Annotated in this window: 20 protein-coding genes; 14 read left to right on the forward strand and 6 right to left on the reverse strand. The window is 60.8% G+C overall.

Translation table 11 applies throughout. The annotated features are described in order from the left end of the window. Positions 1–42: 42 nt before the first annotated feature. From HXS65_RS10595 to HXS65_RS10610, 4 genes are all read left to right on the forward strand, one after another. Positions 43–456 carry a curli assembly protein CsgF gene (locus tag HXS65_RS10595; RefSeq protein WP_077379765.1) on the forward strand — a complete coding sequence of 138 codons (414 nt, stop codon included), beginning with the start codon at positions 43–45 and terminating at the stop codon, positions 454–456. Positions 457–483: 27 nt separating this feature from the next. Continuing rightward, complete coding sequence (locus tag HXS65_RS10600) at positions 484–1,320, forward strand: CsgG/HfaB family protein (protein ID WP_077379767.1); 837 nt, start codon at positions 484–486, stop codon at positions 1,318–1,320. A 355-nt stretch (positions 1,321–1,675) separates the two neighbouring features. Next, the gene (locus HXS65_RS10605; RefSeq protein ID WP_136939501.1) at positions 1,676–2,164 is read left to right on the forward strand and encodes a hypothetical protein; all 489 of its coding nucleotides are present in this window, start codon (positions 1,676–1,678) and stop codon (positions 2,162–2,164) included. Between the two features lie 266 nt (positions 2,165–2,430). Beyond that, on the forward strand, positions 2,431–3,537 hold the full coding sequence (locus tag HXS65_RS10610) for a hypothetical protein (protein WP_176493830.1): 1,107 nt from the start codon (positions 2,431–2,433) through the stop codon (positions 3,535–3,537). A gap of 149 nt (positions 3,538–3,686) precedes the next feature. On the opposite strand, the gene HXS65_RS10615 is transcribed toward HXS65_RS10610, so the two are convergent. The 6 genes from HXS65_RS10615 to HXS65_RS10640 form a co-directional block, all read right to left on the reverse strand. Then, positions 3,687–4,097 carry a hypothetical protein gene (locus tag HXS65_RS10615; RefSeq protein WP_077379774.1) on the reverse strand — a complete coding sequence of 137 codons (411 nt, stop codon included), beginning with the start codon at positions 4,095–4,097 and terminating at the stop codon, positions 3,687–3,689. Positions 4,098–4,217: 120 nt separating this feature from the next. After that, a complete protein-coding gene (locus tag HXS65_RS10620; RefSeq protein WP_240499628.1) occupies positions 4,218–5,795 on the reverse strand; it encodes a bifunctional aminoglycoside phosphotransferase/ATP-binding protein in 1,578 nt (525 codons plus the stop codon). A 128-nt stretch (positions 5,796–5,923) separates the two neighbouring features. Next, on the reverse strand, positions 5,924–7,216 hold the full coding sequence (hemL, locus tag HXS65_RS10625) for a glutamate-1-semialdehyde 2,1-aminomutase (protein ID WP_176493831.1): 1,293 nt from the start codon (positions 7,214–7,216) through the stop codon (positions 5,924–5,926). 251 nt (positions 7,217–7,467) lie between these two features. Next, the gene (locus HXS65_RS10630) at positions 7,468–8,307 is read right to left on the reverse strand and encodes a hydroxymethylpyrimidine/phosphomethylpyrimidine kinase (protein ID WP_176493832.1); all 840 of its coding nucleotides are present in this window, start codon (positions 8,305–8,307) and stop codon (positions 7,468–7,470) included. A gap of 14 nt (positions 8,308–8,321) precedes the next feature. Next, the gene (gene hemJ / locus HXS65_RS10635) at positions 8,322–8,753 is read right to left on the reverse strand and encodes a protoporphyrinogen oxidase HemJ (protein ID WP_084209561.1); all 432 of its coding nucleotides are present in this window, start codon (positions 8,751–8,753) and stop codon (positions 8,322–8,324) included. A 189-nt stretch (positions 8,754–8,942) separates the two neighbouring features. Then, positions 8,943–10,703: a chloride channel protein gene (locus HXS65_RS10640; protein ID WP_375782213.1), complete on the reverse strand. Its 1,761-nt coding sequence runs from the start codon at positions 10,701–10,703 to the stop codon at positions 8,943–8,945. A gap of 245 nt (positions 10,704–10,948) precedes the next feature. On the opposite strand from HXS65_RS10640, the gene argC reads away from it, so the two are divergent. The 10 genes from argC (at position 10,949) to HXS65_RS10690 (ending at position 21,787) form a co-directional block, all read left to right on the forward strand. Then, positions 10,949–11,992, forward strand: coding sequence for an N-acetyl-gamma-glutamyl-phosphate reductase (gene argC, locus HXS65_RS10645; protein ID WP_176493833.1), 1,044 nt, complete (start codon positions 10,949–10,951; stop codon positions 11,990–11,992). A gap of 146 nt (positions 11,993–12,138) precedes the next feature. Further along, positions 12,139–12,492, forward strand: a complete 354-nt coding sequence (gene erpA, locus HXS65_RS10650) for an iron-sulfur cluster insertion protein ErpA (protein WP_077379786.1) — start codon at positions 12,139–12,141, stop codon at positions 12,490–12,492. Between the two features lie 206 nt (positions 12,493–12,698). Continuing rightward, on the forward strand, positions 12,699–13,460 hold the full coding sequence (locus tag HXS65_RS10655) for a transporter substrate-binding domain-containing protein (protein ID WP_077379789.1): 762 nt from the start codon (positions 12,699–12,701) through the stop codon (positions 13,458–13,460). Between the two features lie 157 nt (positions 13,461–13,617). Further along, positions 13,618–14,289: an amino acid ABC transporter permease gene (locus tag HXS65_RS10660; protein ID WP_077379791.1), complete on the forward strand. Its 672-nt coding sequence runs from the start codon at positions 13,618–13,620 to the stop codon at positions 14,287–14,289. A 94-nt stretch (positions 14,290–14,383) separates the two neighbouring features. Further along, on the forward strand, positions 14,384–15,130 hold the full coding sequence (locus tag HXS65_RS10665; RefSeq protein WP_077379793.1) for an amino acid ABC transporter ATP-binding protein: 747 nt from the start codon (positions 14,384–14,386) through the stop codon (positions 15,128–15,130). A 1,390-nt stretch (positions 15,131–16,520) separates the two neighbouring features. After that, positions 16,521–18,443: a tRNA uridine-5-carboxymethylaminomethyl(34) synthesis enzyme MnmG gene (gene mnmG / locus HXS65_RS10670; RefSeq protein ID WP_077379795.1), complete on the forward strand. Its 1,923-nt coding sequence runs from the start codon at positions 16,521–16,523 to the stop codon at positions 18,441–18,443. Then, positions 18,440–19,090, forward strand: a complete 651-nt coding sequence (gene rsmG / locus HXS65_RS10675) for a 16S rRNA (guanine(527)-N(7))-methyltransferase RsmG (protein ID WP_176493834.1) — start codon at positions 18,440–18,442, stop codon at positions 19,088–19,090. The genes mnmG and rsmG overlap by 4 nt, the downstream gene beginning before the upstream one ends. 148 nt (positions 19,091–19,238) lie before the next feature. Continuing rightward, on the forward strand, positions 19,239–20,006 hold the full coding sequence (locus HXS65_RS10680; protein WP_077379799.1) for a ParA family protein: 768 nt from the start codon (positions 19,239–19,241) through the stop codon (positions 20,004–20,006). An 18-nt stretch (positions 20,007–20,024) separates the two neighbouring features. After that, positions 20,025–20,990, forward strand: coding sequence for a ParB/RepB/Spo0J family partition protein (locus HXS65_RS10685; protein ID WP_176493835.1), 966 nt, complete (start codon positions 20,025–20,027; stop codon positions 20,988–20,990). A gap of 392 nt (positions 20,991–21,382) precedes the next feature. Then, the gene (locus HXS65_RS10690) at positions 21,383–21,787 is read left to right on the forward strand and encodes an ATP synthase subunit I (protein ID WP_176493836.1); all 405 of its coding nucleotides are present in this window, start codon (positions 21,383–21,385) and stop codon (positions 21,785–21,787) included. Positions 21,788–21,795: the final 8 nt, after the last annotated feature.

Raw genomic sequence — 21,795 nt, forward strand, 5'->3', positions numbered from 1 at the left:
TCACGAAGACCCTGACAATGTGCAAGGGAACAGGGGAACATCATGAAGCATCAGACACTCGCGGTGTCGTTGCTGTTATCGGCGATGCCGCTATATGCCGGCGAACTCATCTATCAGCCCGTCAATCCAAGTTTCGGCGGCAACCCTCTCAATGGCAGCTATCTGCTCAGCAAGGCCCAGGCACAGGATACCCATGAGGATCCCGATGCCTACTCGTTCGACAGTCTTTCAGAGACAGAACTCTTCATCAGTGACCTTCGCAACAGCCTGGTCTCCGACGCCATCACCGATGCCGTCGATACCAGTGAGCCAGGCCGTACCAGCGTGATCGACAGCGCCCAGTTGCGTGTCGAGGTCGTCAGTAACGGCAATGGCGGTTTCTCCATGCAGGTGCTGGATCGTGCGACCGGAGAAACGACCGTCATCAATCTTGGCACCTCAGGCAATGCGTTCTGACACGACTTCTGATGAAGGGTATCGCGAATGAAGAAGATGCTTACCTCGCTGATGGCCGTGACCGGCCTGGCGCTTGCGGGCTGTGCTCCCATGGTGGCGCATACCGAGGGGCTGGCAGGGATGCCCAGCACCTTGATGCCAAGAACCACCACCTACAACGATCTGATCAATCTCCCGCCACCAGCCGGGCGAATTCCCGTCGCCATCTACGATTTCCGGGACCAGACAGGCCAGTACCGACCGGCTCCGGCCAGTACCTTCTCCACGGCAGTGACCCAGGGAGGGGCGGCCATGCTGAGTGCCGCTCTCTCCGACTCCGGCTGGTTCATTCCTCTGGAGCGTGTGGGCCTGCAGAACCTGCTCACGGAACGCAAGATCATCCGGGCCAATCTGGAGAGAACCGGCCAGGGGGATATTGAGGCATTGCAGGCAGCCAACCTGCTTTTCGAAGGCGGCATCATCGCCTTTGATTCCAATGTCAGGACAGGTGGCTCTGGGGCAGAGTACTTCGGTATCGGGGCATCGGGTCAGTATCAGGTCGACCAGGTGACCGTGAATCTGCGCGCAGTGGATATCACCACCGGCCAGGTCATCGCCAACGTCAATACCAGTAAGACGATCTACTCTCGCGAGCTTCGAGCGGGCGTCTATCGCTTCATCGATTTCAGTCGATTGCTGGAAATGGAGACAGGCTATACCAACAATGAGCCAGTCCAGCTAGCCGTGATGTCGGCCATCGAGGCCGCTGTCATCCACCTGATTGCTCAAGGGGTGGAGCGCCAGCTATGGGCCTTGGCAGACCCGGCGGACATGCAGAAGTCGGAACTGATGAGTTATCTCCAGGCGCCCACGCCAATGCTGTAACGCGAGCGAAGACACTCGACATCCGGCTGGCTCTTCTGTAATGAAAGGCACCCTCTATAGGGTGCCTTTTTTATATATCATTGAACATATTGATACCATTGAGAAAACAACACCTGACATTACATGAGATTAAAGTGAATTTCTGAAGTATTAATGGTCTGAGTCTTCGCGAAGCGAGCCACCTCATCATTCTGTTGGGAATGACACCATTATTACTCACTAACTCCCTCCTCAAGATTGACGATAAAAGACAGTCTCTTCTCACTCTCATAACCCTCAAAACAGCTGATGGCACCAGCTCCTGTAAAGATCAATAGTAAGTCCATCAGTAACGTGATCAAAACAGGTCGATACCATGAGTCTGGATAGCAAGCCGCGACAGAGATTATCTCAGGCAGGATTATTATTCGCAGCTTCCACCTTCAGCTTGCTTGCCATGGCGGGCGACCTGGCGATCCGTTCAGAACTGGAGTCATCCCGCTCCGTCGCCGACATTGCTCAGTATGGCTTCCGCAATGAGGCAACTCTCTCTCAACATGGATTGGCCAACGTCTCGATGATCGCCCAGCAAGGCGTCATGAATACGGCGATCAGTGTGCAGCAGGGAAGCGGAAACAGCGCCTATATCCTGCAAGATGGCACCCTGAATGAGGCAAACATACTCCAGCAAGGCCAGGGTCATGATGCCTTGATCGCGCAACAGGGCATCTCCCAGTCCGCGCTGATTCAGCAGACCGGACTGGGGGGAGGCGCGATGCTGCTTCAACAGGGCAGCAGTCAGGTGCCCGTCAGCATCATCCAGCATGCACGCGGCCGTATGCAGGTCCAGGTCATTCAACAATGAACCTGATTGAGTTCATCACGCTCTCGAGTGCATGCGCTGAAAATGAACAGACGAGAATAAAACGCCGGAAACAAAGGCATCGAATTCAATGGGAATGTCACCTTCAACGCTGGACTGATGACATTACCAACCTCTGATATCACGGCGCTGAAGTACGGCGCCAACCGAGCAGTATCGGCATGATCTCCGTCATGCCATGGGGACGCATCACACGTAATACATAATAAAAAACAGAAGACACCAATATCAATACAAGGGAACTTACCATGAAGATTCAAATCAGCCTTCTCGCTGCTGCCATCGCCATCTCTTCTCACGCCATGGCAGACAACAACACGTCGGATGTCGACCAGACCGGCTTCATGAACAAGGCCAAGGTAGGTCAGACGTCTCGAGATGGCGGCTCGCTCAACAGCTCACATGACAGTGATATTGACCAGACAGGGGCTTTCAACAAGGCCAACACCTATCAGAACGGCGTCAATCATACGATTCGCGTCAATCAGCTGGGGGGTGCCAACAAGGTAAAATCACAGCAGTACAGCAGCACCAACACCGGTATCGTCAATCAGACGGGTGCCTACAATTCCGTTGACCTGAACCAGAAGAGCTACAAGCACCTCACCCGCGTCACCCAGGATGGTTTTGCCAACCACTCTGAATCCTGGCAGGGTGCCAGCGGCTCGCCGGCAGGGCGTGAAAATACTCTGGTCGTGACACAGACAGGGGTATTCAATGATTCCATGGCCACTCAGCAAGGCAGTTATGCGATTGCCCGGGTGTCCCAGGCCGGCTACCAGCACGCCTCGGATGTGATGCAGACCGGTGAGTACAACCGTGCACGTGTCACTCAGGAAGGACGCTTCAACAACTCCACGGTTTCACAGACCGGTGAACTGGGCCTTGCCGTCGTGACCCAGACCGGCTCACGTATCGATTCAACCGTCACCCAGGCCGGTGCAAATCAAGTCGCACGAGTCACTCAGGACGGCAGCTCCCATGACTCGCTCGTCAATCAGAGCAATGCGAACAACACTGCGCGGGTGACTCAGTCAGACATGCTGCAGTACTCCGACATCAGCCAGACGGGAAGCGAGAATCTGGCCATCAACAGTCAGAGCGGATATTCCAACTACGCCATCGTCGAGCAAGGTGGTACCAACAGTGACTCTCTGATCACCCAGACTGGCTACAACGATCACGCCCGCGTCCAACAGACTGGCTCTGGCCACAGCTCCGAAGTCCTTCAGCAGGCCGGTGGCATCCTGAGTTTCGTCGCCAACCGTGCTCACGTCGTGCAGTCCGGTGCGATGAACACCGCCAGCGTGACCCAGACCGGCGGTGGCAACGTGGCGAGCGTGATGCAGTACTGATCACGCCCAACCAAGATGTCTTACAGAACCCCGCGCAAGCGGGGTTTTTCATTTTTAAGCTCTGGTGATGCCATCAAAGGAAAAGGCCGCCGACACGAATGTCAGCGGCCTTCCAGTATCAGCTGCGAAATGATTATCGCGATGGCGGGTTACTTCTTTTCCAGTGTCACGGACTGTTCCGGGAAAGACTGGCGATAGGTCGAGAGGCTCTCATCCACCATCTTGCGACCCTGGGCGACCTGCTTGTTGCCACTGGTGATACGGCCCTTGCCTTTCTTGATCTGCTTGTTGCCCTTTTCGATCAAGGCCTGGCCCTTGCGAATATTGGCTTCTCCGTCATCGACGAGATCTTCACCACTGACGATCTGTTTCTCACCTGCCGCGACCAGTGATTTGCCCTCTTCCCACTGGTCGGCCAGTTGATCGCGCACCTGGGCGACAGCCTTGGCTTCCTCTGCCTGCCCCCGCATCAGATCCGCCGTGGAAGGCTGACTTGAGCAACCGGCGAGCAGTGCAAGGCTGATGGCGACGGCAGCGGTAGGTGCAAGATTATGACGCATGGTATTTCCTTATCTGATGCAGAGTTCTCAAATGCAGATCGGGGATTCGTGCAAGCATTTGCCAAAAATGAAAGGAGCATGACGATCACTCGCCATGCTCCTTTCAGCATGTCGTTGGGCTCAGTGCAGTCTAAGCTGCTCGCGGATCAAGCGTGCCAACGTTACGTTAGCGTTGGGCGCTGTCGTGTCGATATGGATCAGTTGACCATGCTCCTCAGGCGCGAACGGCTCACGATTGGCCAATTGCTTGTCCAGCACCTCAAGCCCCGCCTCGGACGCCTCGCCACTACGCTGACTGCGCTTGACGATGCGCCTGCGCAGCGTCTCCTCATCGGCCTCGAAGCTGATCATCAGCACGGGCAGGCCACGGGCTTCTGCCTCGTGACGCAGACGATCACGCTGTGATTTCTTCAGGCAGGTGGCATCGATGCACACGGGGATTCCCGATTCCAGCAGGGTGGCTGACAGATTCGACAGCCGCTCGTAGGTCGCATGCGTCGCCTGCGGCGTATAGATGCCACCATTGAGACCCGAGCCGGTGTCGGCATCCGCGGCAAAGCCATACAGACGCTTGCGCTCGACATCGCTGCGGATACGCACACCCCCCAGCTCACGCACCATTTCTTCGGTGAAGCGACTCTTGCCGCTACCGGAGACCCCCACGCCGATGATCATGTACGGGAAGCGGATCTCGCTGTAGCGCTCCGCCAGCTCGATATAGCGCTCATACTCCGCCATCACGTCGAGACGATCCGCGTCACTCAACTCCGGCTGGTGATAGCGAATCATCGCGACCTTGGCCCGAATCAGCGCGCGATAGATCTTGTAGTACGGCAGCAGACGCACCAGCGAGTAATCACCCGAAAGCTCCAGGTAACGATTCAGGGCGTGATGGGCGAAGGCCGGCTCATCGCGGGCTTCCAGATCCATCACCAGGAAGGCCAGATCACAGCCGACATCGTTCCAGCGCAGCTCTTCATTGAACTCGATACCATCAAAGAGCAAGGCTCGGCCTTCGTGACGTACGGCGTTGCCCAGATGGATGTCGCCATGGGTCTCGCGCACGAAGCCTTCCTGCCAACGACGCTCGAATTCCGGTTGGAGACGCTGGAAGGTCTCTTCCGTCCACTCCTGCAACAGCGCCAGACGCTTGAGCGCAGCCTCCTCTTCGAGGCGCGGACGAATCAACGTGAACTCATTGTCGATGGTACGGCTGACCATCTGCGGGCTGCCAAGATCACTGTCACCCTGGATGCGTTCAGCCTGCTCGTGGAAGGCCACCAGCTGATCGACCAGGTCGTCCAGCAGCTCCAGCGACAGCTCACCGCTGGCCTGCAAGGCGCTGAACAGGTGCCGGTTGGAGAACTGACGCATCTTCACCGCATACTCGAAGACGGCACTCTCATCATTGATGCGTGGCGCCTCCGGCGTGCCGGAAATCGGCACGGTATCCAGATAGAGCGTCGGTGCCAGACGGCGGTTGAGGCGCACCTCCTGTTCACACAGGTGCTTGCGACGCTCCAGCGTGGAGAAATCCAGGAAGCTGCCGAAATCCAGCGGCTTCTTGATCTTGTAGGCGTAGTCGCCGGTCAGCACGATCCACGAGATGTGCGTCTCGTGCACTTCGATATCCTTCACGGGGTGATCGAAGCAATCGGCGGTGTGAAGGGCTCGAATCAGGGCCTGGCTCAAGGTCATCTCCGCTAAGGCAAGCTGGCTATAGGGTCATTAGCGCAATCGCTATCGTTGGCGGCAAGTGTACCGGATGGCGGCCCGCCCGGCAGCCTGCCGAGCGGGTCGATACCGGCTTCTACCGTCTGACCGACTCAGGCCGAGGCTGCCATCTGCGCAAAGACGCGCTCGGCAGCCTCCAGAGTGGCCTGGATATCCTCCTCGCTGTGGGCGGCGGACATGAAACCTGCCTCATAGGCTGACGGCGCCAGATAGACTCCCTCTGCCAGCATGCCGTTGAAGAAGGTCGCGAAGTCTTCCTGGCGACAACGCGTGGCGGACTGGAAATCGGTGACCGCGGACTGATCCGTGAAGAACAGTCCGAACATGCCACCTGCCCGCTGGGTGATCGCGGCGATGCCGGCGGCCTTGGCACGACTCTCCAGGCCGTCACACAGCATCTCGACCTTGCGGGTCAGCTCGGCATGGAAGCCCGGTGCCTGGAGCTTGCGCAGCAGCGCGACCCCGGCAGCCATCGCCAGCGGATTGCCGGCCAGGGTGCCCGCCTGGTAGACGGGGCCCAGCGGCGAGAGATGATGCATGATCTCGCGCTTGCCACCGAAGGCGCCCACCGGCATGCCGCCGCCGACGATCTTGCCCAGGCAGGTCAGGTCCGGCGTGATGTTGTAATGCGCCTGAGCGCCACCCAGCGCGACACGGAAGCCCGTCATCACCTCATCGAGGATCAGCACGCTGCCATGGGCATCACACACTTCACGCAGGCTCTCCAGGAAGCCCGGCACCGGCGGAATGCAATTCATGTTGCCGGCCACCGGCTCGACGATGATGCAGGCGATCTGATCACCCAGCTCGGCGAAGCAGCGACGCACACCTTCGGCATCGTTGTAGTCCAGCGTGATGGTGTGCTCGGCGAGCGAGGCCGGCACGCCCGGGGAGCTGGGCTCGCCATGGGTCAATGCACCTGAGCCGGCCTTGACCAGCAGCGAGTCCGAGTGGCCATGGTAGTTGCCTTCGAACTTGACGATCTTGTCGCGACCGGTGAAACCACGCGCCAGGCGGATCGCCGACATGGTGGCTTCGGTGCCAGAGTTGGTCATGCGCACCATGTCGAGACTTGGCAGCATCTCGCAGATCAGCTCGGCCATCTCGGATTCGATCTCGGTGGGCGCACCAAAGGACAGACCGCTCTCGAGTCGCTCACGCACGGCGTTGAGCACGTCTTCATCGGCATGGCCGGTGATCATCGGTCCCCAGGAACCGACGTAATCGATATAGCGCTTGTCTTCGACATCGAAGAGATAGGCGGCCTTGGCATGATCGATGAACACCGGCGGACGATGCAGTCCCTTGAAGGCGCGAACCGGCGAATTGACGCCACCGGGAATGTGACGGCTGGCGCGTTCGAACTGGGCAGCGGACGTGGTCATGACATACCTCTTGAGGGACACGGTGCGGCACGACGGCCGCGAAAAATGGGAAAGAGTCATTGATGACTCAAGACGGTGTGGATAAACGAGACATCGCGTTATCCACAACTGCCGAGGATGGGAGCACCCAGCCGCGAGACATCAGCCGTTGTGGATAACCTGATGCGCTTGATGGCGACAGCTTAACGCGACTCACGGGCAGGATGCAGCCGCGGCAGTGCCTGGAAGCCGGTATGAAAGGAGCAGGACCGCTAGCGCCAGGGCAGCTGCTGGGCTCCGGGCGCAAGGCCTTTGAGCTCGCGCTCCCGGCCAGCGACCAGACTCTGCCAGGTCGCCTGCTGCGCCGCACGCCATGCCGGTTCCAGCGACATGCCACGAGCCAGGCGCACGGCCAGATGCGAGGCGAGAGTGCAGCCACTGCCATGGAAGCTGCCCGGCAGCCGCGGACAGTCCAGAGACAGCCTGCGATGCTTGCGACGATAGAGACGATGGGTGACGGATGGCTCAGAGAGCGAGGCGTCATCATGATCCAGGGGGTCAGTCCCGGTGACCAGCACGGCGCCTGCACCTTCCATCAGCAAGCGCTCGGCGAGCTCATTCTCGCCGGCACCCGCAGGACAGGCTGCCAGACGCGCAAGCTCGCCACGATTGGGCGTGATGACATCCACCCGCGCCAGCAGCATCTCGCGCGCCTGCTGGATCAGCGCTTCACTGGAGAGCTCATGGCCTCCGCCGGCCTTGAGCACCGGGTCCCATACCATCGGAAGCCCGGGCCAGCGCTGGCGAAGTTCATCGATCAGCGTGACCGTCGCCATCAGCGCTTCGTGACTGGCGAGAAGCCCGATCTTGAGCGCCCGAGGCCGAAAATCATCGAGCAGGGCATGCGCCATCGCCAGAATCGACTCGCCTGACTGCGCCATCACTGCCTGGACATTGCTGGAATTCTGTACCGTCAGCGCCGTCGGCACCGTCAGCGCCCAGCCACCACCGGCCCGAATCGCCTCACTGTCGGCGATCAGACCCGCGCCGCCGCTGGGGTCATGTCCCGCCAGCACCAGAACACAGGGCAGTCTTGCTGGGCACTCAGTCATGGCAGCGCTGGCTCTCAGAACGGTTTGACGATGACGCAGATGACGATCACCACCAGCATCAGTACCGGTACTTCATTGAAGAAGCGGAAGTAGCGTGAGGTTCGCTTGCAGGTATCGGCAGCGAACTGCTTCAGGTACAGCCCACAGGCATGGTGATAGCCGACCAGCAGCACGACCATGGCCAGCTTGAGGTGCATCCAGCCCATGCTCATGAAGCTCGGCACCAGTGCCAGCAGCCAGATGCCCAGCACCAGAGTCGCGATCATCGACGGCATCATGATGCCGCGGTAGAGCTTGCGCTCCATGGTCTTGAAGTACTCGATGGCCTTGATGTCGCCGGCATCACGCGCCTGGGCGTGATAGACGTAAAGACGCGGAAGATAGAACAGGGCGGCAAACCAGCACACCACGGCAATCAGATGGAACGCCTTGATCCACAGATACATGGGGAAACTCCGTCAGTCAGGGGCGGAAGATACAAGGAAAGGGGCAGTGTCACTCATCTCGACAGGCCGACAAGGTGCCATGTTCGCAGCGCCGGGCACATGCGGTATCCGGTCACATCCCGAAGCCCTGCCGGATGTCGAGCGCCGATACCGACGACCTGAACCACGCTCGGGTCGAGATCGCCCCTTTCACGGCTTGTATCGATAGTAGCTCTCTATTGCATCACGCGTGATGATACCTGAAATCTTGCGAATCATCGGGGCCGTGGTGTGCTCCACATAGAGCGCATCGACATTGCTCGGCAGCAGCCGCTCATAGGCTTCCGACAGCGTTGCCTGCAGATGGATCGGGGCGAGATCCAGACGCTGGGCGGGAATCTCGAGCAGGTCGAGCGCTTCCTGCTCTCGCCAGTGCTCATCCATCAGCACACGCACCAGATCCGCCGCCGGCAGCGCCACCATCGGCTTTTCCGGCGTCGAACGCGTGACCACCAGCCAGACAGGCTTGCTCTCGAGCAGGGCGCGGGCACGCTCACGAGTGATGCGCCGCGGCACGCTGACCACGGAGCGCTCCATCACCGCCGGCACCGCGACTCGGGAAAGCGCCTGCATCAAGGGTTGCTGAAGCGGGTGCAAGCCCTGCGCCGTCAGCGTCGAGATGAAGAATCCTTGGCAATGGCACAGCTGGCGGCAGGTCAGCCCCGCCACTACCACGGCCAGCATGCCGGGCAGGATGATATTGGGAGAATGCGTCAGTTCGAGCAGTGCCATCAGCGCCGCCAGCGGAGCCTGAAGCACTGCCCCCATCATCGCCGCCATGCCGAGCAGGGCGTAGAGCGCGATGTCCGAGGCCTGGTCCGGCAAGATCCACCCGCCCAGCATGCCCATCAGGGCACCCGCGGCAGCACCGGCCACCACGACGGGGCCGATGATGCCGATGGGCACTCCACAGGCGACGCATATCGCCGACAGCATCAGCTTGCCGATGACCAGCGCCAGCAGCACATCCAGCGCCAGCTGACCGTCGAGCAGCTGGGCGAGGCTGTCATAGCCGATTCCCTGCACCTGCGGGTACCACCAGGCCACGGCGGCCGTCGAGAGCCCCACCAGTACCATCCGTCCTGACCATGTCAGACGCGCGGCACGCTCCTGCTGCCGGGCCAGGTGAACGAAACCTCCCGCCAGCAGCCCGATCACCAGTGCCGTGATCACGACCCAGGGGAGATCCAGCAGCGAGTGCAATAGCAGAGAAGGCACCGCGAACGCCGGTTCGGCGCCATAGACGAGCTGCGAGACGACCGCACCCGCGGTCGAAGCCAGAATCACCGGCATGAAGCCTGTCAGGGTGTACTCCATCATCACCACTTCCATGGCGAAGATGACACCGGCGATCGGCGTATTGAATGAGGCGGAAATTCCCGCTGCCGTGCCACAGGCAACCAGCACTCGCAGACTGTTGTTGGGCAGCTTGAGACGCTCCCCGACCCAGCTGGAAGCGCCAGCCCCGAGGTGGATGGCCGGTCCTTCACGTCCGGCGGACAGACCACCCAGCACGCTCACGACGCCGACCACGATCTGATTGAGCCAGGCACGCAGCGGCATCTTGCCCTGATGGTAGGTCAGGCGTTCGATGACATGACCGATGCCAAGCTTGCGCTGAGCAGGATGCTGACGACCGAGCACGATGCCGATCACCAGCACGGCCAGCAAGGGCAATGACGCGCGCACCCAGGGCGCCAGGCCCTCGAAGTTTTCCGGGCTGTCATCCGGCATGAAGCCGAGTGCCCCCGCGCTCAGCAACAGTCGGAAACCGACCATCAACGAGCCGGTCAGCAGGCCAGCGATCAGTCCCAGCAGACACAGCTGGGGAAGGGCATCGACCGCCGCCAGCTTGCGCCGGAAATTGTCGAGACTGGGACGAGGCAGATGCGGGCGCGACAGGCGTGACACTCACGACTCCTTGAAAGGCACTGACGATGACGATGAACATCCATGTCGGCAGCACATTACTGCCCGCCTGACACCTGTGTATCATATCGATTGCGCACCGTCGCGACCGTGCACAATCCGACAACCTCGGCACAGCATGGCGCAACGCCTGTCTCGCGCACAGGCCGCAAAAGGTCGCATCAGCAAGCCGGACACACGAGTCACATTCGTATCAACAGGACACCGCTCGAAAGCGGGGAGGCAGCATGATCAAGGTAGGTATCGTCGGCGGCACCGGTTACACCGGAGTGGAGCTCCTCAGGTTGCTGGCCAGCCACCCGCAGGTGGAAGTGACCGTGATCACCTCACGCAGCGAGAAGGGCGTGCGTGTCGACGAGATGTACCCCAATCTGCGCGGCCACTACGACACCCTCGCGTTCAGCGAGCCGGATGCCGAGGTGCTGGCAGCCTGTGACGCCGTGTTCTTCGCCACGCCGCATGGCGTCGCTCATGCGCTGGCCGGCGACCTTCTGGCCCGCGGCACTCGCGTGATCGACCTGTCCGCGGACTTCCGCATCAAGGACGCCGACGTCTGGGCCGAATGGTATGGCCAGCCGCATGGTGCACCGGAACTGCTCGGCGAAGCCGTCTACGGCCTGCCGGAAGTCAATCGCGACGCCATCCGTGAAGCCCGTCTGATCGCGGTGCCGGGCTGCTACCCGACCTCCGTGCAACTGGGGCTCATTCCGCTGCTGGAAGCCGGCCTGATCGAGACCGACAACATCATCGCCGACTGCAAGTCCGCCGTTTCCGGGGCCGGTCGCGGTGCCAAGGTCGGCTCGCTGCTGTGTGAAGCCGGCGAGTCCATGAAGGCCTACGGCGCCTCCGGTCACCGTCACCTGCCGGAAATCACCCAGGGGCTGGACATGGCAGCGGGCAGCGCGGTCGGCCTCACCTTCGTCCCGCACCTGACGCCGATGATCCGGGGCATCCACTCCACTCTCTATCCGCGCCTGAGCGGCTTCAGCGGTACGCTGGAAGAGCTGCAGGCGCTGTTCGAGCAGCGTTACGCCGATCACCCCGCCGTCGATGTCATGCCGCTGGGCAGCCATCCGGAGACGCGCAGCGTGCGTGGCACCAACCTGTGTCGCATCGCCCTGCATCGTCCGGGCAATGGCGACACCCTGGTCGTGCTGTCGGTGATCGACAATCTGGTCAAGGGCGCATCAGGTCAGGCCATCCAGAACCTCAACCTGATGTTCGGCCTGGATGAGATGACCGGCATCGGGGCGCCGGCGATGATGCCCTGAGCCGCCAGCGTCGCCAGCAAGGCAGCACGTCAGACAAAGTTGACCCTTTTGCTCGGATATAGGGATAATAGGCAGCATTCCGTTCTCTATACCGTGCCGGGCGCTGTCTTCAGCGCCCGGCCTCCGACTCCTTCGAGGAGGCCCGCATGAGCGAAGCACAAAGCTTCATCCCCACGCCGCTGTATCTATCCGAGAGCGCCAAGGCCCGGATCGCTGCGCTGCGCGCGGAAGAAGCCAACCCGGAGCTGCGTCTCAGGGTCTACGTCACTGGCGGTGGTTGTTCCGGCTTCCAGTACGGTTTCGATATCGCCACCGACATGGCTGAGGACGACACCGTGGTCGAGCTGGGCGAAGCCGCGGTCGTGATCGACCCGCTGTCCTACCAGTATCTGGTCGGCTCGACGATCGACTACGAGGAAGGTCTGGCCGGGGCGCGTTTCCTGATCCAGAACCCGAATGCCACCAGCACCTGTGGCTGTGGTTCGTCCTTCATGGTCTGACGGCGCAGCATGACATCCGGCGCGATGCCGCCACCTGATCGCCCCCTATCGGTTTCCGATAGGGGGCGATTTTTTTTCACTATCTCAGCAGGTTGCGAATGCCAACCCGCCGCACGGCGGCGCTCGCAGACTTGACGGGATCTTGTGCTCTCGTCACTCTGAAAACGCACTACATCCTAAAATCTAAATATAAAGAGGCATGTAAAATGCGTAGATCCCACCTGCTGGCCTCGCTGTCCGGTCTCGCGGCCGCCACCCTGATGGCCAGTGCCGCCCATGCCGTCACCCTCAAGGCCGCGACTGACCCGAGCTTCGTGCCTTTCGAGATGCTCGATCAGGAAAGCGGCAAGATGGTCGGCTTCGATATCGACATCCTCAACGCCATCGGTGAGCGCGCCGGTTTCGATATCGACCTCAAGACCATGGACTTCAATGGCATCATCCCGGCCGTACAGACCGGCAGCGTCGATGTCGCCATCGCCGGCATCACCATCACCGAGGCCCGCGAGAAGATCGTCGACTTCACCGATCCTTATTACGACTCCGGCCTGCGGATCCTGACCGCGGCCAACAATGGCGACATCGAGGGCATCGAGGGGCTGGAAGGCAAGAAGATCGGCACCAAGATCGGCTCCACCAGCTATGACTACCTCACCGCCAATCTGGAAGACTCCACCATCACGCCCTATCCCGGCAGCGCCGACATGTACATGGCACTGATGTCCGGCAGCGTCGATGCCGTCTTCTATGACGCTCCCAATGTCGGCTACTTCGCCAAGACCAAGGGCAACGGTCGCGTGAAGACAGTGGGCCCGCTCTATGAAGGTCAGCAGTACGGCATCGCCTTCACCGAGGGCAGTGAGTGGACCGACGCCGCCAACAAGGCACTGGCCGAGATGAAGTCCGATGGTAGCTACGCCGAGATCTATCAGAAGTGGTTCGGCGCCCTGCCGAGCGACAGCGAATAACGCCATCCTCGCCAGAGTTCTCTGACGCCTTCTTCACCACGAACCATGATTTCTGCCATCCGGACGCCACGGCATGCCAATGGCCGTGGCGTCTGTCCTGACGAGCTCCCCCTCACCATGTCCTGAGGCGCGAGATGATGGTGCCAAGGAGCCCCACGTGGACGTTCAATTCCAGTTTGACTGGCAGGCGGCGATTTCCTCCGTGCCGTACCTGCTCGAGGGGATCCCCTGGACCCTCGCCATTTCCTTCGGTGGCCTGGCCATCGGCTTCGTGCTCGGCATCCTGTTCGGCCTGCTGAGCCTCTCCCCCAGCCGGATACTGCGCTGGGTCGCCACCGCCTACATCGAGATCTTCCGCGGCACGCCCGTGCTGGTGCAGGTCCTGTTCATCTTCTATGGTCTGCCGCAGATCATCGGGGGTCCCATCGATGCCCTGACCGCCGGTATCGCTGCCATCGCCCTCAATTCCGCGGCCTATATCTCCGAGATCGTGCGTGGTGGCGTGCAGTCCATCGCGCGCGGGCAACGCGAGGCCGGACTGTCACTGGGCCTTTCCACCCCCCAGACCTTCCGCTACATCATCTGGCCGCAGGCACTGCGTCGCATGATCCCGGCGCTCGGCAATCAGGGGATCGTGTCCATCAAGGACACCTCGCTGTTCTCGGTGATCGGTGTCGGTGAGCTGGTCCGCCAGGGCCAGATCTACATTGCCACCACCTTCAACGCGCTGGAAACCTACTTCATGGTCGCCATGCTCTACCTCGTCATCACGCTGAGCCTGTCCTTCGGGCTACGGATGCTGGAGCGTCGCGGACTGGTGGGCCAATGATCTCTACCGTGCTTTCCCACCAGGCGACAACCGCGCTGACACCCTCTTCCTCTTTCCCGATCAGCCAGCCCTTCGCGCCGGCCAGGAGCGCCTGATGACCGCCATCGTGAACATGCAAAAGATCAACAAGCACTTCGGCAGCCTGCATGTGCTCAAGGACATCGATCTCGAGGTCGCCCAGGGGGAAGTGGTGGTGATCATCGGCGCCAGTGGTTCCGGCAAGTCGACGCTGATCCGCTGCGTGAATGGCCTCGAGGAGTTCCAGGGCGGCAGCATCGAAGTGGACGGACAGTCCTTGATCCCCCACGGCAAGAGCCACCGAGCGCTGAAGACGATTCGCACCGAAGTCGGCATGGTCTTCCAGCAGTTCAATCTCTTTCCGCACATGAAGGTACGTGACAACGTCAGCCTGGCCCCCATCAAGGTGCGCGGCAGTGACCGGGCGACCGCCGAGCGACAGGCCGACACGCTGCTCGAGCGGGTCAATATTCTCGAGCAGGCCGACAAGTACCCCGGCCAGCTGTCAGGCGGCCAGCAGCAACGCGTCGCCATCGCCCGCTCACTGGCGATGGAACCCCGCTTGATGCTGTTCGATGAGCCCACCTCCGCACTGGACCCCGAGATGATCGGGGAGGTGCTGGACGTGATGCGTGAGCTGGCACGCGACGGCATGACGATGATGATCGTCACGCATGAGATGAGCTTCGCGCGTGAAGTCGCGGATCGCGTCGTCTTCGTCCACCAGGGCAGCATCGTCGAGGAAGGCACTCCGAGCGAGGTCTTCGACACCCCTCGTCATCCGCGCACCCAGAGCTTCCTGGCACGCGTCCTCAAGCACTGACTCCCCCCGCTACCACCTCTTGAGAGAGGCCAAGCCCCGACCGTCAGGTCGGGGCTTTTTTTTGCCCGAATGCCACGCCGTGAAGAGGCAATTCCTGGCCAATCCAGAGCATCATCTGGCGATAGACGTGTCTGTTGTGACCCGAATGACGGGAGTTCTGGCATTCGAAATGAAGTTTTTCGATCTCGACTGACGATTTCGCGCTTTTTTCATGCAATGAAATCAGATGATTCGCCCCACCTTGGCTGCCTCTCACGTCACGCCCCTAGCCTCGCTGAGGCTCTCGATTCACTTCATCAGTCGCCGAAGGACCCGTCTTTCACACCGCATGTCCTGACGCGAAAGGCGCTCGAAACATCGCCTGCAAGGGGCCGTGGCTGGTGATAACACACGCCTGATGTCAGCCCATGAGTCGTCTGGCCGGCCAGGCACCGGTAAGCAAGCCTCAATCACGCCAACAACTATCCACAGCAGTATCATCGTATCTCTCAGGGCACCACTGCTGGGCAGCGTAGCCATCCACTCACGGCTTATCCCCGTACTATCTACAGAGTTGGCGTGTCGAGGTGAAGACGATTTGCCTCTGTGGACATTTTGCGGCATCATCCGCGGCCTTCTGTACGTTAGCCCTTGCAGCACTAGGGGTTGTGGGTAAACTGGTCACTTGTGCACAGCAGGGCAGAAAAGTCCGGTACCAGCACGGTATGAAAACGAGGATAACTGGGCTTGTGGACAAGGCGGTGTTTCATCCACAGGAAGCCACCGGTGGCGTCCTCAGGTAGCACGCATTTTCTCCCCAACTATATCAACATCGTAAGATACTGATTTTTAAGAGATAAAGTCGATTTCCCACTGATTTTGTCCACAACAGTAGTTACAACATCAACAGAACCCCTTTTTCTTTTCTTTATATAATCTTGTTATCCGGAAACCCGAAGGACGTTCGGACACCCCGAAAGACCGGGTTCGAGGAAGCTCACTTCCCAAGGTGTTCGGGATAACGAACGGCAAGACGATCCGACCCAGTCCTCGGGAAAATCCCCTACGCCACACACTCTCGACACGGGTTCGACTCACTGTCGTGATTGATGCCCTGAGAGAAACATCCGCGAGTCCACTGCATGGCACGTCCTGCCATGGCACTGTGGAAAACTCCTGACGCTTACCCACAGGCGGTTTATACTGTGCGGCCCGAACGTCATTCGATTGGCTTGCAGGCTCCCCATCGGGTCGAGCTCATGCCGTCTGCGGCGCCTTGTCTTCGCCATGACGTTCGTCAGTCCCGGATTCATCCAGACATCGAGTCATCGTCGTGTCTGGCCGATTTGCCTGATTCGCCACCATGCGAACAGCGCTTCATCCAAGTTTCGTGATACCCCGAGGTGCCAACGTGGATTACCCGAACCGCTTTGACGTGATCGTCATCGGCGGCGGTCATGCCGGTACGGAAGCCGCACTGGCGGCTGCCCGCATGGGCCGTCAGACCCTGCTGCTGACCCATAACATCGAGACCCTGGGGCAGATGTCCTGCAATCCCGCCATCGGTGGGATCGGCAAGAGCCATCTGGTCAAGGAGATCGATGCGCTGGGCGGTGCCATGGGCCTGGCAACCGACATGGCGGGTATCCAGTTCCGCACGCTGAATGCCCGCAAGGGCCCGGCGGTACGTGCCACTCGAGCACAGGCCGACCGGGCGCTGTACAAGGCGGCGATTCGCAACGTGCTGGAGAACCAGCCGAACCTGACGCTGTTCCAGCAGGGGGCGGAAGACCTGATCGTCGAAGGCGAGACCGTACGGGGTGTCGTCACCCAGACCGGCATCCGTTTCCACGCCACCACGGTGGTGCTGGCGACCGGGACCTTCCTCGGTGGCGTGATCCATATCGGCCTGGATCACCATGCCGGTGGACGTGCCGGAGATCCGCCCGCCAATGGCCTGGCGTCACGTCTGCGCGAGCTGCCATTCCGGGTTGATCGGCTCAAGACCGGTACCCCGCCGCGCATCGATGCCAAGAGCGTCGATTTCAGCAAGATGGAAGCTCAGCCGGGTGACGCACCGCGCCCGGTGATGTCCTACATGGGCAGTCGGGAAATGCATCCGGAGCAGGTCAACTGCTTCATCACGCATACCAACGAGCGCACTCACGAGATCATCTTCGCCAATCTCGATCGCTCGCCGATGTACTCTGGCGTCATCGATGGCATAGGGCCGCGTTACTGCCCGTCCATCGAGGACAAGGTGCATCGCTTCGCCGACAAGAACAGCCACCAGGTCTTCATCGAGCCGGAAGGCCTGAATACCCACGAGCTGTACCCCAATGGCATCTCCACCTCGCTGCCCTTCGATACGCAGCTCGAGGTGGTACGCTCGATTCGTGGCATGGAAAACGCGCACATCACGCGTCCCGGCTACGCCATCGAATACGACTTCTTCAATCCCCAGGACTTGCATCACTCCCTGGAGACGCGTTTCATCAAGAATCTGTACTTCGCCGGTCAGATCAACGGCACCACCGGCTATGAAGAAGCCGGTGCCCAGGGGCTGCTGGCAGGCGTCAACGCTGCCTTGCGCGCCACTGACGACGAGGCCTGGCATCCGCTGCGCGACGAGGCCTACACCGGCGTGATGGTCGATGACCTGATCACCCTCGGCACTCGCGAGCCGTATCGCATGTTCACCTCACGCGCCGAATATCGTCTGCTGCTGCGCGAGGACAATGCGGATCTGCGTCTGACTGCCAAGGGCCGCGAACTCGGCTTGATCGATGACGCGCGCTGGGCGGCGTTCGAGCAGAAGCGCGAAGCGATCGAGCGCGAGACCGCTCGTCTGCAAAGCACCTGGCTGACGCCAAAGAGCCCGGAGCTGGCCCCGCTGAGCGACAAGCTCAGCTCACCGCTCAAGCGCGAAGCCAGCCTGATGGAGCTGCTCAAGCGTCCGGAGCTCGAGTATCCGGATGTGGCAGGCCTGAAAGGGGAAGGAGTCGACGACTGGCGCATCGCCGAGCAGGTGCAGATCACCGCCAAGTACGCGGGCTACATCCAGCGTCAGCAGGAAGAGATCGATCGCCTGCGTCGTCATGAGCACACCGAATTGCCGGCCAGTCTCGATTACGACTCCGTCGATGGCCTGTCCAACGAGATCAAGCAGAAGCTCAATGAAGCGCGCCCGGCGACGCTTGCCCAGGCAGGCCGCATTTCCGGTGTCACGCCAGCAGCGGTTTCCATCCTGTTGATTCACTTGAAGAAACGGCAGTTGATCAAGGCGGAGACTCCAGCAGATACCGATACGGCTGACACGGGAGTCGCGCAATGAGTCAGACGCTCAACGAGACGCAGCGTGCGCGTTGCGCCCAGTTGCTCAGTCGCGGTGCCAGCGCCATGGGAGTGGTGCTGAGTGATGAGCAGCATGCGCAGCTGATGACGCTGCTGGTGCTGTTGCACAAGTGGAATCGCGCCTATAACCTCACCGCGGTACGTGAGCCGGAGGCGATGGTGACGCGCCATCTGCTGGATAGCCTCAGCGTGCTGCCCCACATCAGCGGGCCACGCCTGCTGGACGTCGGTGCCGGCCCGGGCCTGCCGAGTCTCGTGATCGCGATCATGCGTCCCGACATCGCTGTCGTACCGCTGGATTCGAATGGCAAGAAGGTGCGTTTCCAGATTCAGGCCGGCCACGAGCTGGGCCTGAAGAACCTGAGCCCGACTCAGGTGCGTATCGAAGCCTATGATGGCGCGCCCTTCGAGCAGATCATCTCGCGGGCCTTCGCCGATACTGACGCCTTCGTCAATCTGTCAGGCGCCGTACTGGCAGAAGGCGGCGAATGGCTGGCGATGAAAGGTCGCATCCCCAATGACGAGATCGCACGGTTGCCGGCGGGTGTCTCGCTGGTCGAGACGCTCAGACTGTGTGTCCCGGGAGAAGAAGGTGAACGTCACCTTCTGCGCTTGAAACGCGACTGACCGCTCGTCTCGCGGCGCGTGCAGGGATTGTGCCGGGCGCAAAAGGCAGGCAGCCTGAGGCTCTGGGAGGGCAGATCCATGATCTGCCCTCGTGAGCATGCGGCTGGTGCCAAAGGCCCCGCTTCTCAAGGAACCAAGGAAGTCGCTCGTGACCAAGATCATCGCGCTGACCAACCAGAAAGGTGGTGTCGGCAAGACCACGACAGCCGTCAATCTCGCCGCTTCGCTGGCGGCGCTCGATCGCCGCGTATTGCTGATCGACCTCGACCCCCAGGGCCACGCCACCATGGGCAGTGGCATCGACAAGCATGACCTGGAAGGCAGCGTGCTGGACGTGCTGCTGGGTGAACTGCGGGCCAGCGACGTGATTCTCGACTGCCCGGATGCCGGCTATGCCCTGTTGCCGGGCAATGGCGATCTCACGGCTGCCGAAGTCGACCTGCTGGATGTCGAAGGGCGCGAGCGGCGTCTTGCCGAGGCACTCGCCCCGATCGCCTCGGAATATGACGTGGTGCTGATCGACTGCCCGCCCTCGCTCAACATGCTGACCGTCAATGCCCTGACCGCCGCCCATGGCGTCCTGATTCCCCTTCAGTGCGAGTTCTATGCTCTGGAAGGCCTGTCAGCGCTGCTGGATACCGTCGAGCAGATACAGGGCAACGTGAATCCGGCCCTCGACGTGTTCGGGATCGTGCGCACCATGTACGACGCCCGCAACAGTCTGACCCGCGATGTCAGCAAGCAACTTTCCGATTACTTTGGCGATACCCTGATCAAGGCCACCATTCCACGCAACGTGCGGGTGGCCGAAGCGCCGAGCCATGGTCTGCCGGTCACCAAGTACGCGCGTCTGTCGCGTGGCAGCCAGGCCTATCGCGTGCTCGCCAAGGAATTGATTCGTCGTCTCTCGCTGTAACTTCACCGAGGAAGGTCCATGACGCGTAAGCGTGCCCTGGGAAGGGGCCTGGATGCCCTGATCGGCGCTGGCAATCGCCGCCGCCATGCCGAATCTGATGCCGAAGGCGCCCTGCCGGCGGCCACGACTGACGCCTTGTCGCCCGACGGCGGGAATGCCGCTGGTGGTGCGACGGATACCGGGGCCGAGGCAGCCGTGCAGTCCGGCGAGCGCCTCGAGCGACTGCCGCTGGGGCAGTTGCAACGTGGCAAGTACCAGCCGCGGCGTGACATCCAGCCGGAAGCGCTGGAAGAACTGGCGGATTCCATTCGTGCCCAGGGGGTCATGCAGCCCATCGTGGTGCGGCCCATCGCGGAAGGACGTTACGAGATCATCGCGGGTGAACGGCGGTGGCGGGCGTCTCAGCTGGCGGAACTGGACACCATTCCGGCCGTCATCCGGGAAGGCATCAGTGACGAGATCGCGCTGGCTTTGGCGCTGATCGAGAACATCCAGCGCGAGAATCTCAATCCGGTCGAAGAGGCCATGGCGCTCAAGCGCCTGCTCGACGAGTTCGAACTGACTCAGCAGCAGGTCGGGGATGCCGTCGGTCGCTCACGTGCGCAAGTGGCCAACCTGTTGCGTCTGCTGACGCTGGACCAGGAAGTGCAGACACTGCTGGAACGCGGTGAGCTGGACATGGGCCATGCCCGTACCCTGATCGGGCTCAGTCCTGCACGTCAGCGCAAGCTGGCTCATGAGGTGGTCGAGCGTGAGCTGACCGTGCGCCAGACGGAAGCGCTGGTGAAAAGCGTGCAGAAAGGGGAGCAGACCAAGCCTTCCGCACCCAGGCCAGATGCGGACATCCAGCGCCTGGAGACCCGGCTGTCAGAGCAGTTGGGGGCGGCGGTCAATATCCGTCATGGCAAGAGCGGCAAGGGCAAGGTCACCATCTCCTATACCAGCCTGGATGAGCTGGATGGCATTCTCGGTCATATCCACTAGGCATGGCGTGCCTTCGGTGCAGGTGATCGGCTGACATCGAGCCTTTCCGTGCTTTTCTGGTCGTTTTCGTGGCCCTGTGACGCATTGTCGCAGGGCCATGAAGTGCGTTTCTCTGACCGGAGCGGCAAGATCGTCTTGACGGCGGGTTGTGATAGGCGCAACCCTACGTCGCCTGCATCGCAAGCGACTGTCAACGTAAGCCAACTGTCATCTGTTTCACGCAAGATGGTGAGGCTTTGGTCGTAAGCTTGCGAAAGATCAAGGAATTTAGCCGGCAGTTTGGTTGATGGCGATGCGGCGCTCCCCTATAATCCGGCGAGTTTGCTCCCCGGCTGCAGGATGCGCAGTGACAGGGATTGGCGAGAGTCATCACTGCGATGGACAGGTTCACGATGCACAAGACGACACCCGCTGCCTTGCGACGCCCTCAGGTCGCGCGACTTCTCTGGGGCCAGGCGCTGGTGGTTCTGTGTGCCGTACTCCTGTCCTGGGTGAGCAAGGGAAGCGGCGCGGCATTGTCTGCCCTGTGTGGTGGCCTGGTCTGCCTGCTGCCCAACCTGTTCTTTGCCTGGCGTTCATTGCGCGTGACGGGTGCACGTTACGCCCAGGCGATGGTCAAGGCCTTCTATCAGGCTGAGGCCGGTAAGTTCGGTTTGACGGCCGTATTGTTTGCATTCTTCTTCATTGCAGTGCCGCCCTCAAACCCCGCTTTATTTTTTTGCGCTTACGTGGCGGCAATGGCGGTTCACTGGCTGGGCCCCTGGCTGGTGAAGCGAACACCGTACACACGAACCTGAGGCAGAGT

It is taken from the genome of Cobetia sp. 5-25-4-2 (genome assembly GCF_013374075.1).
GTDB classification, from domain to species: domain Bacteria; phylum Pseudomonadota; class Gammaproteobacteria; order Pseudomonadales; family Halomonadaceae; genus Cobetia; species Cobetia marina.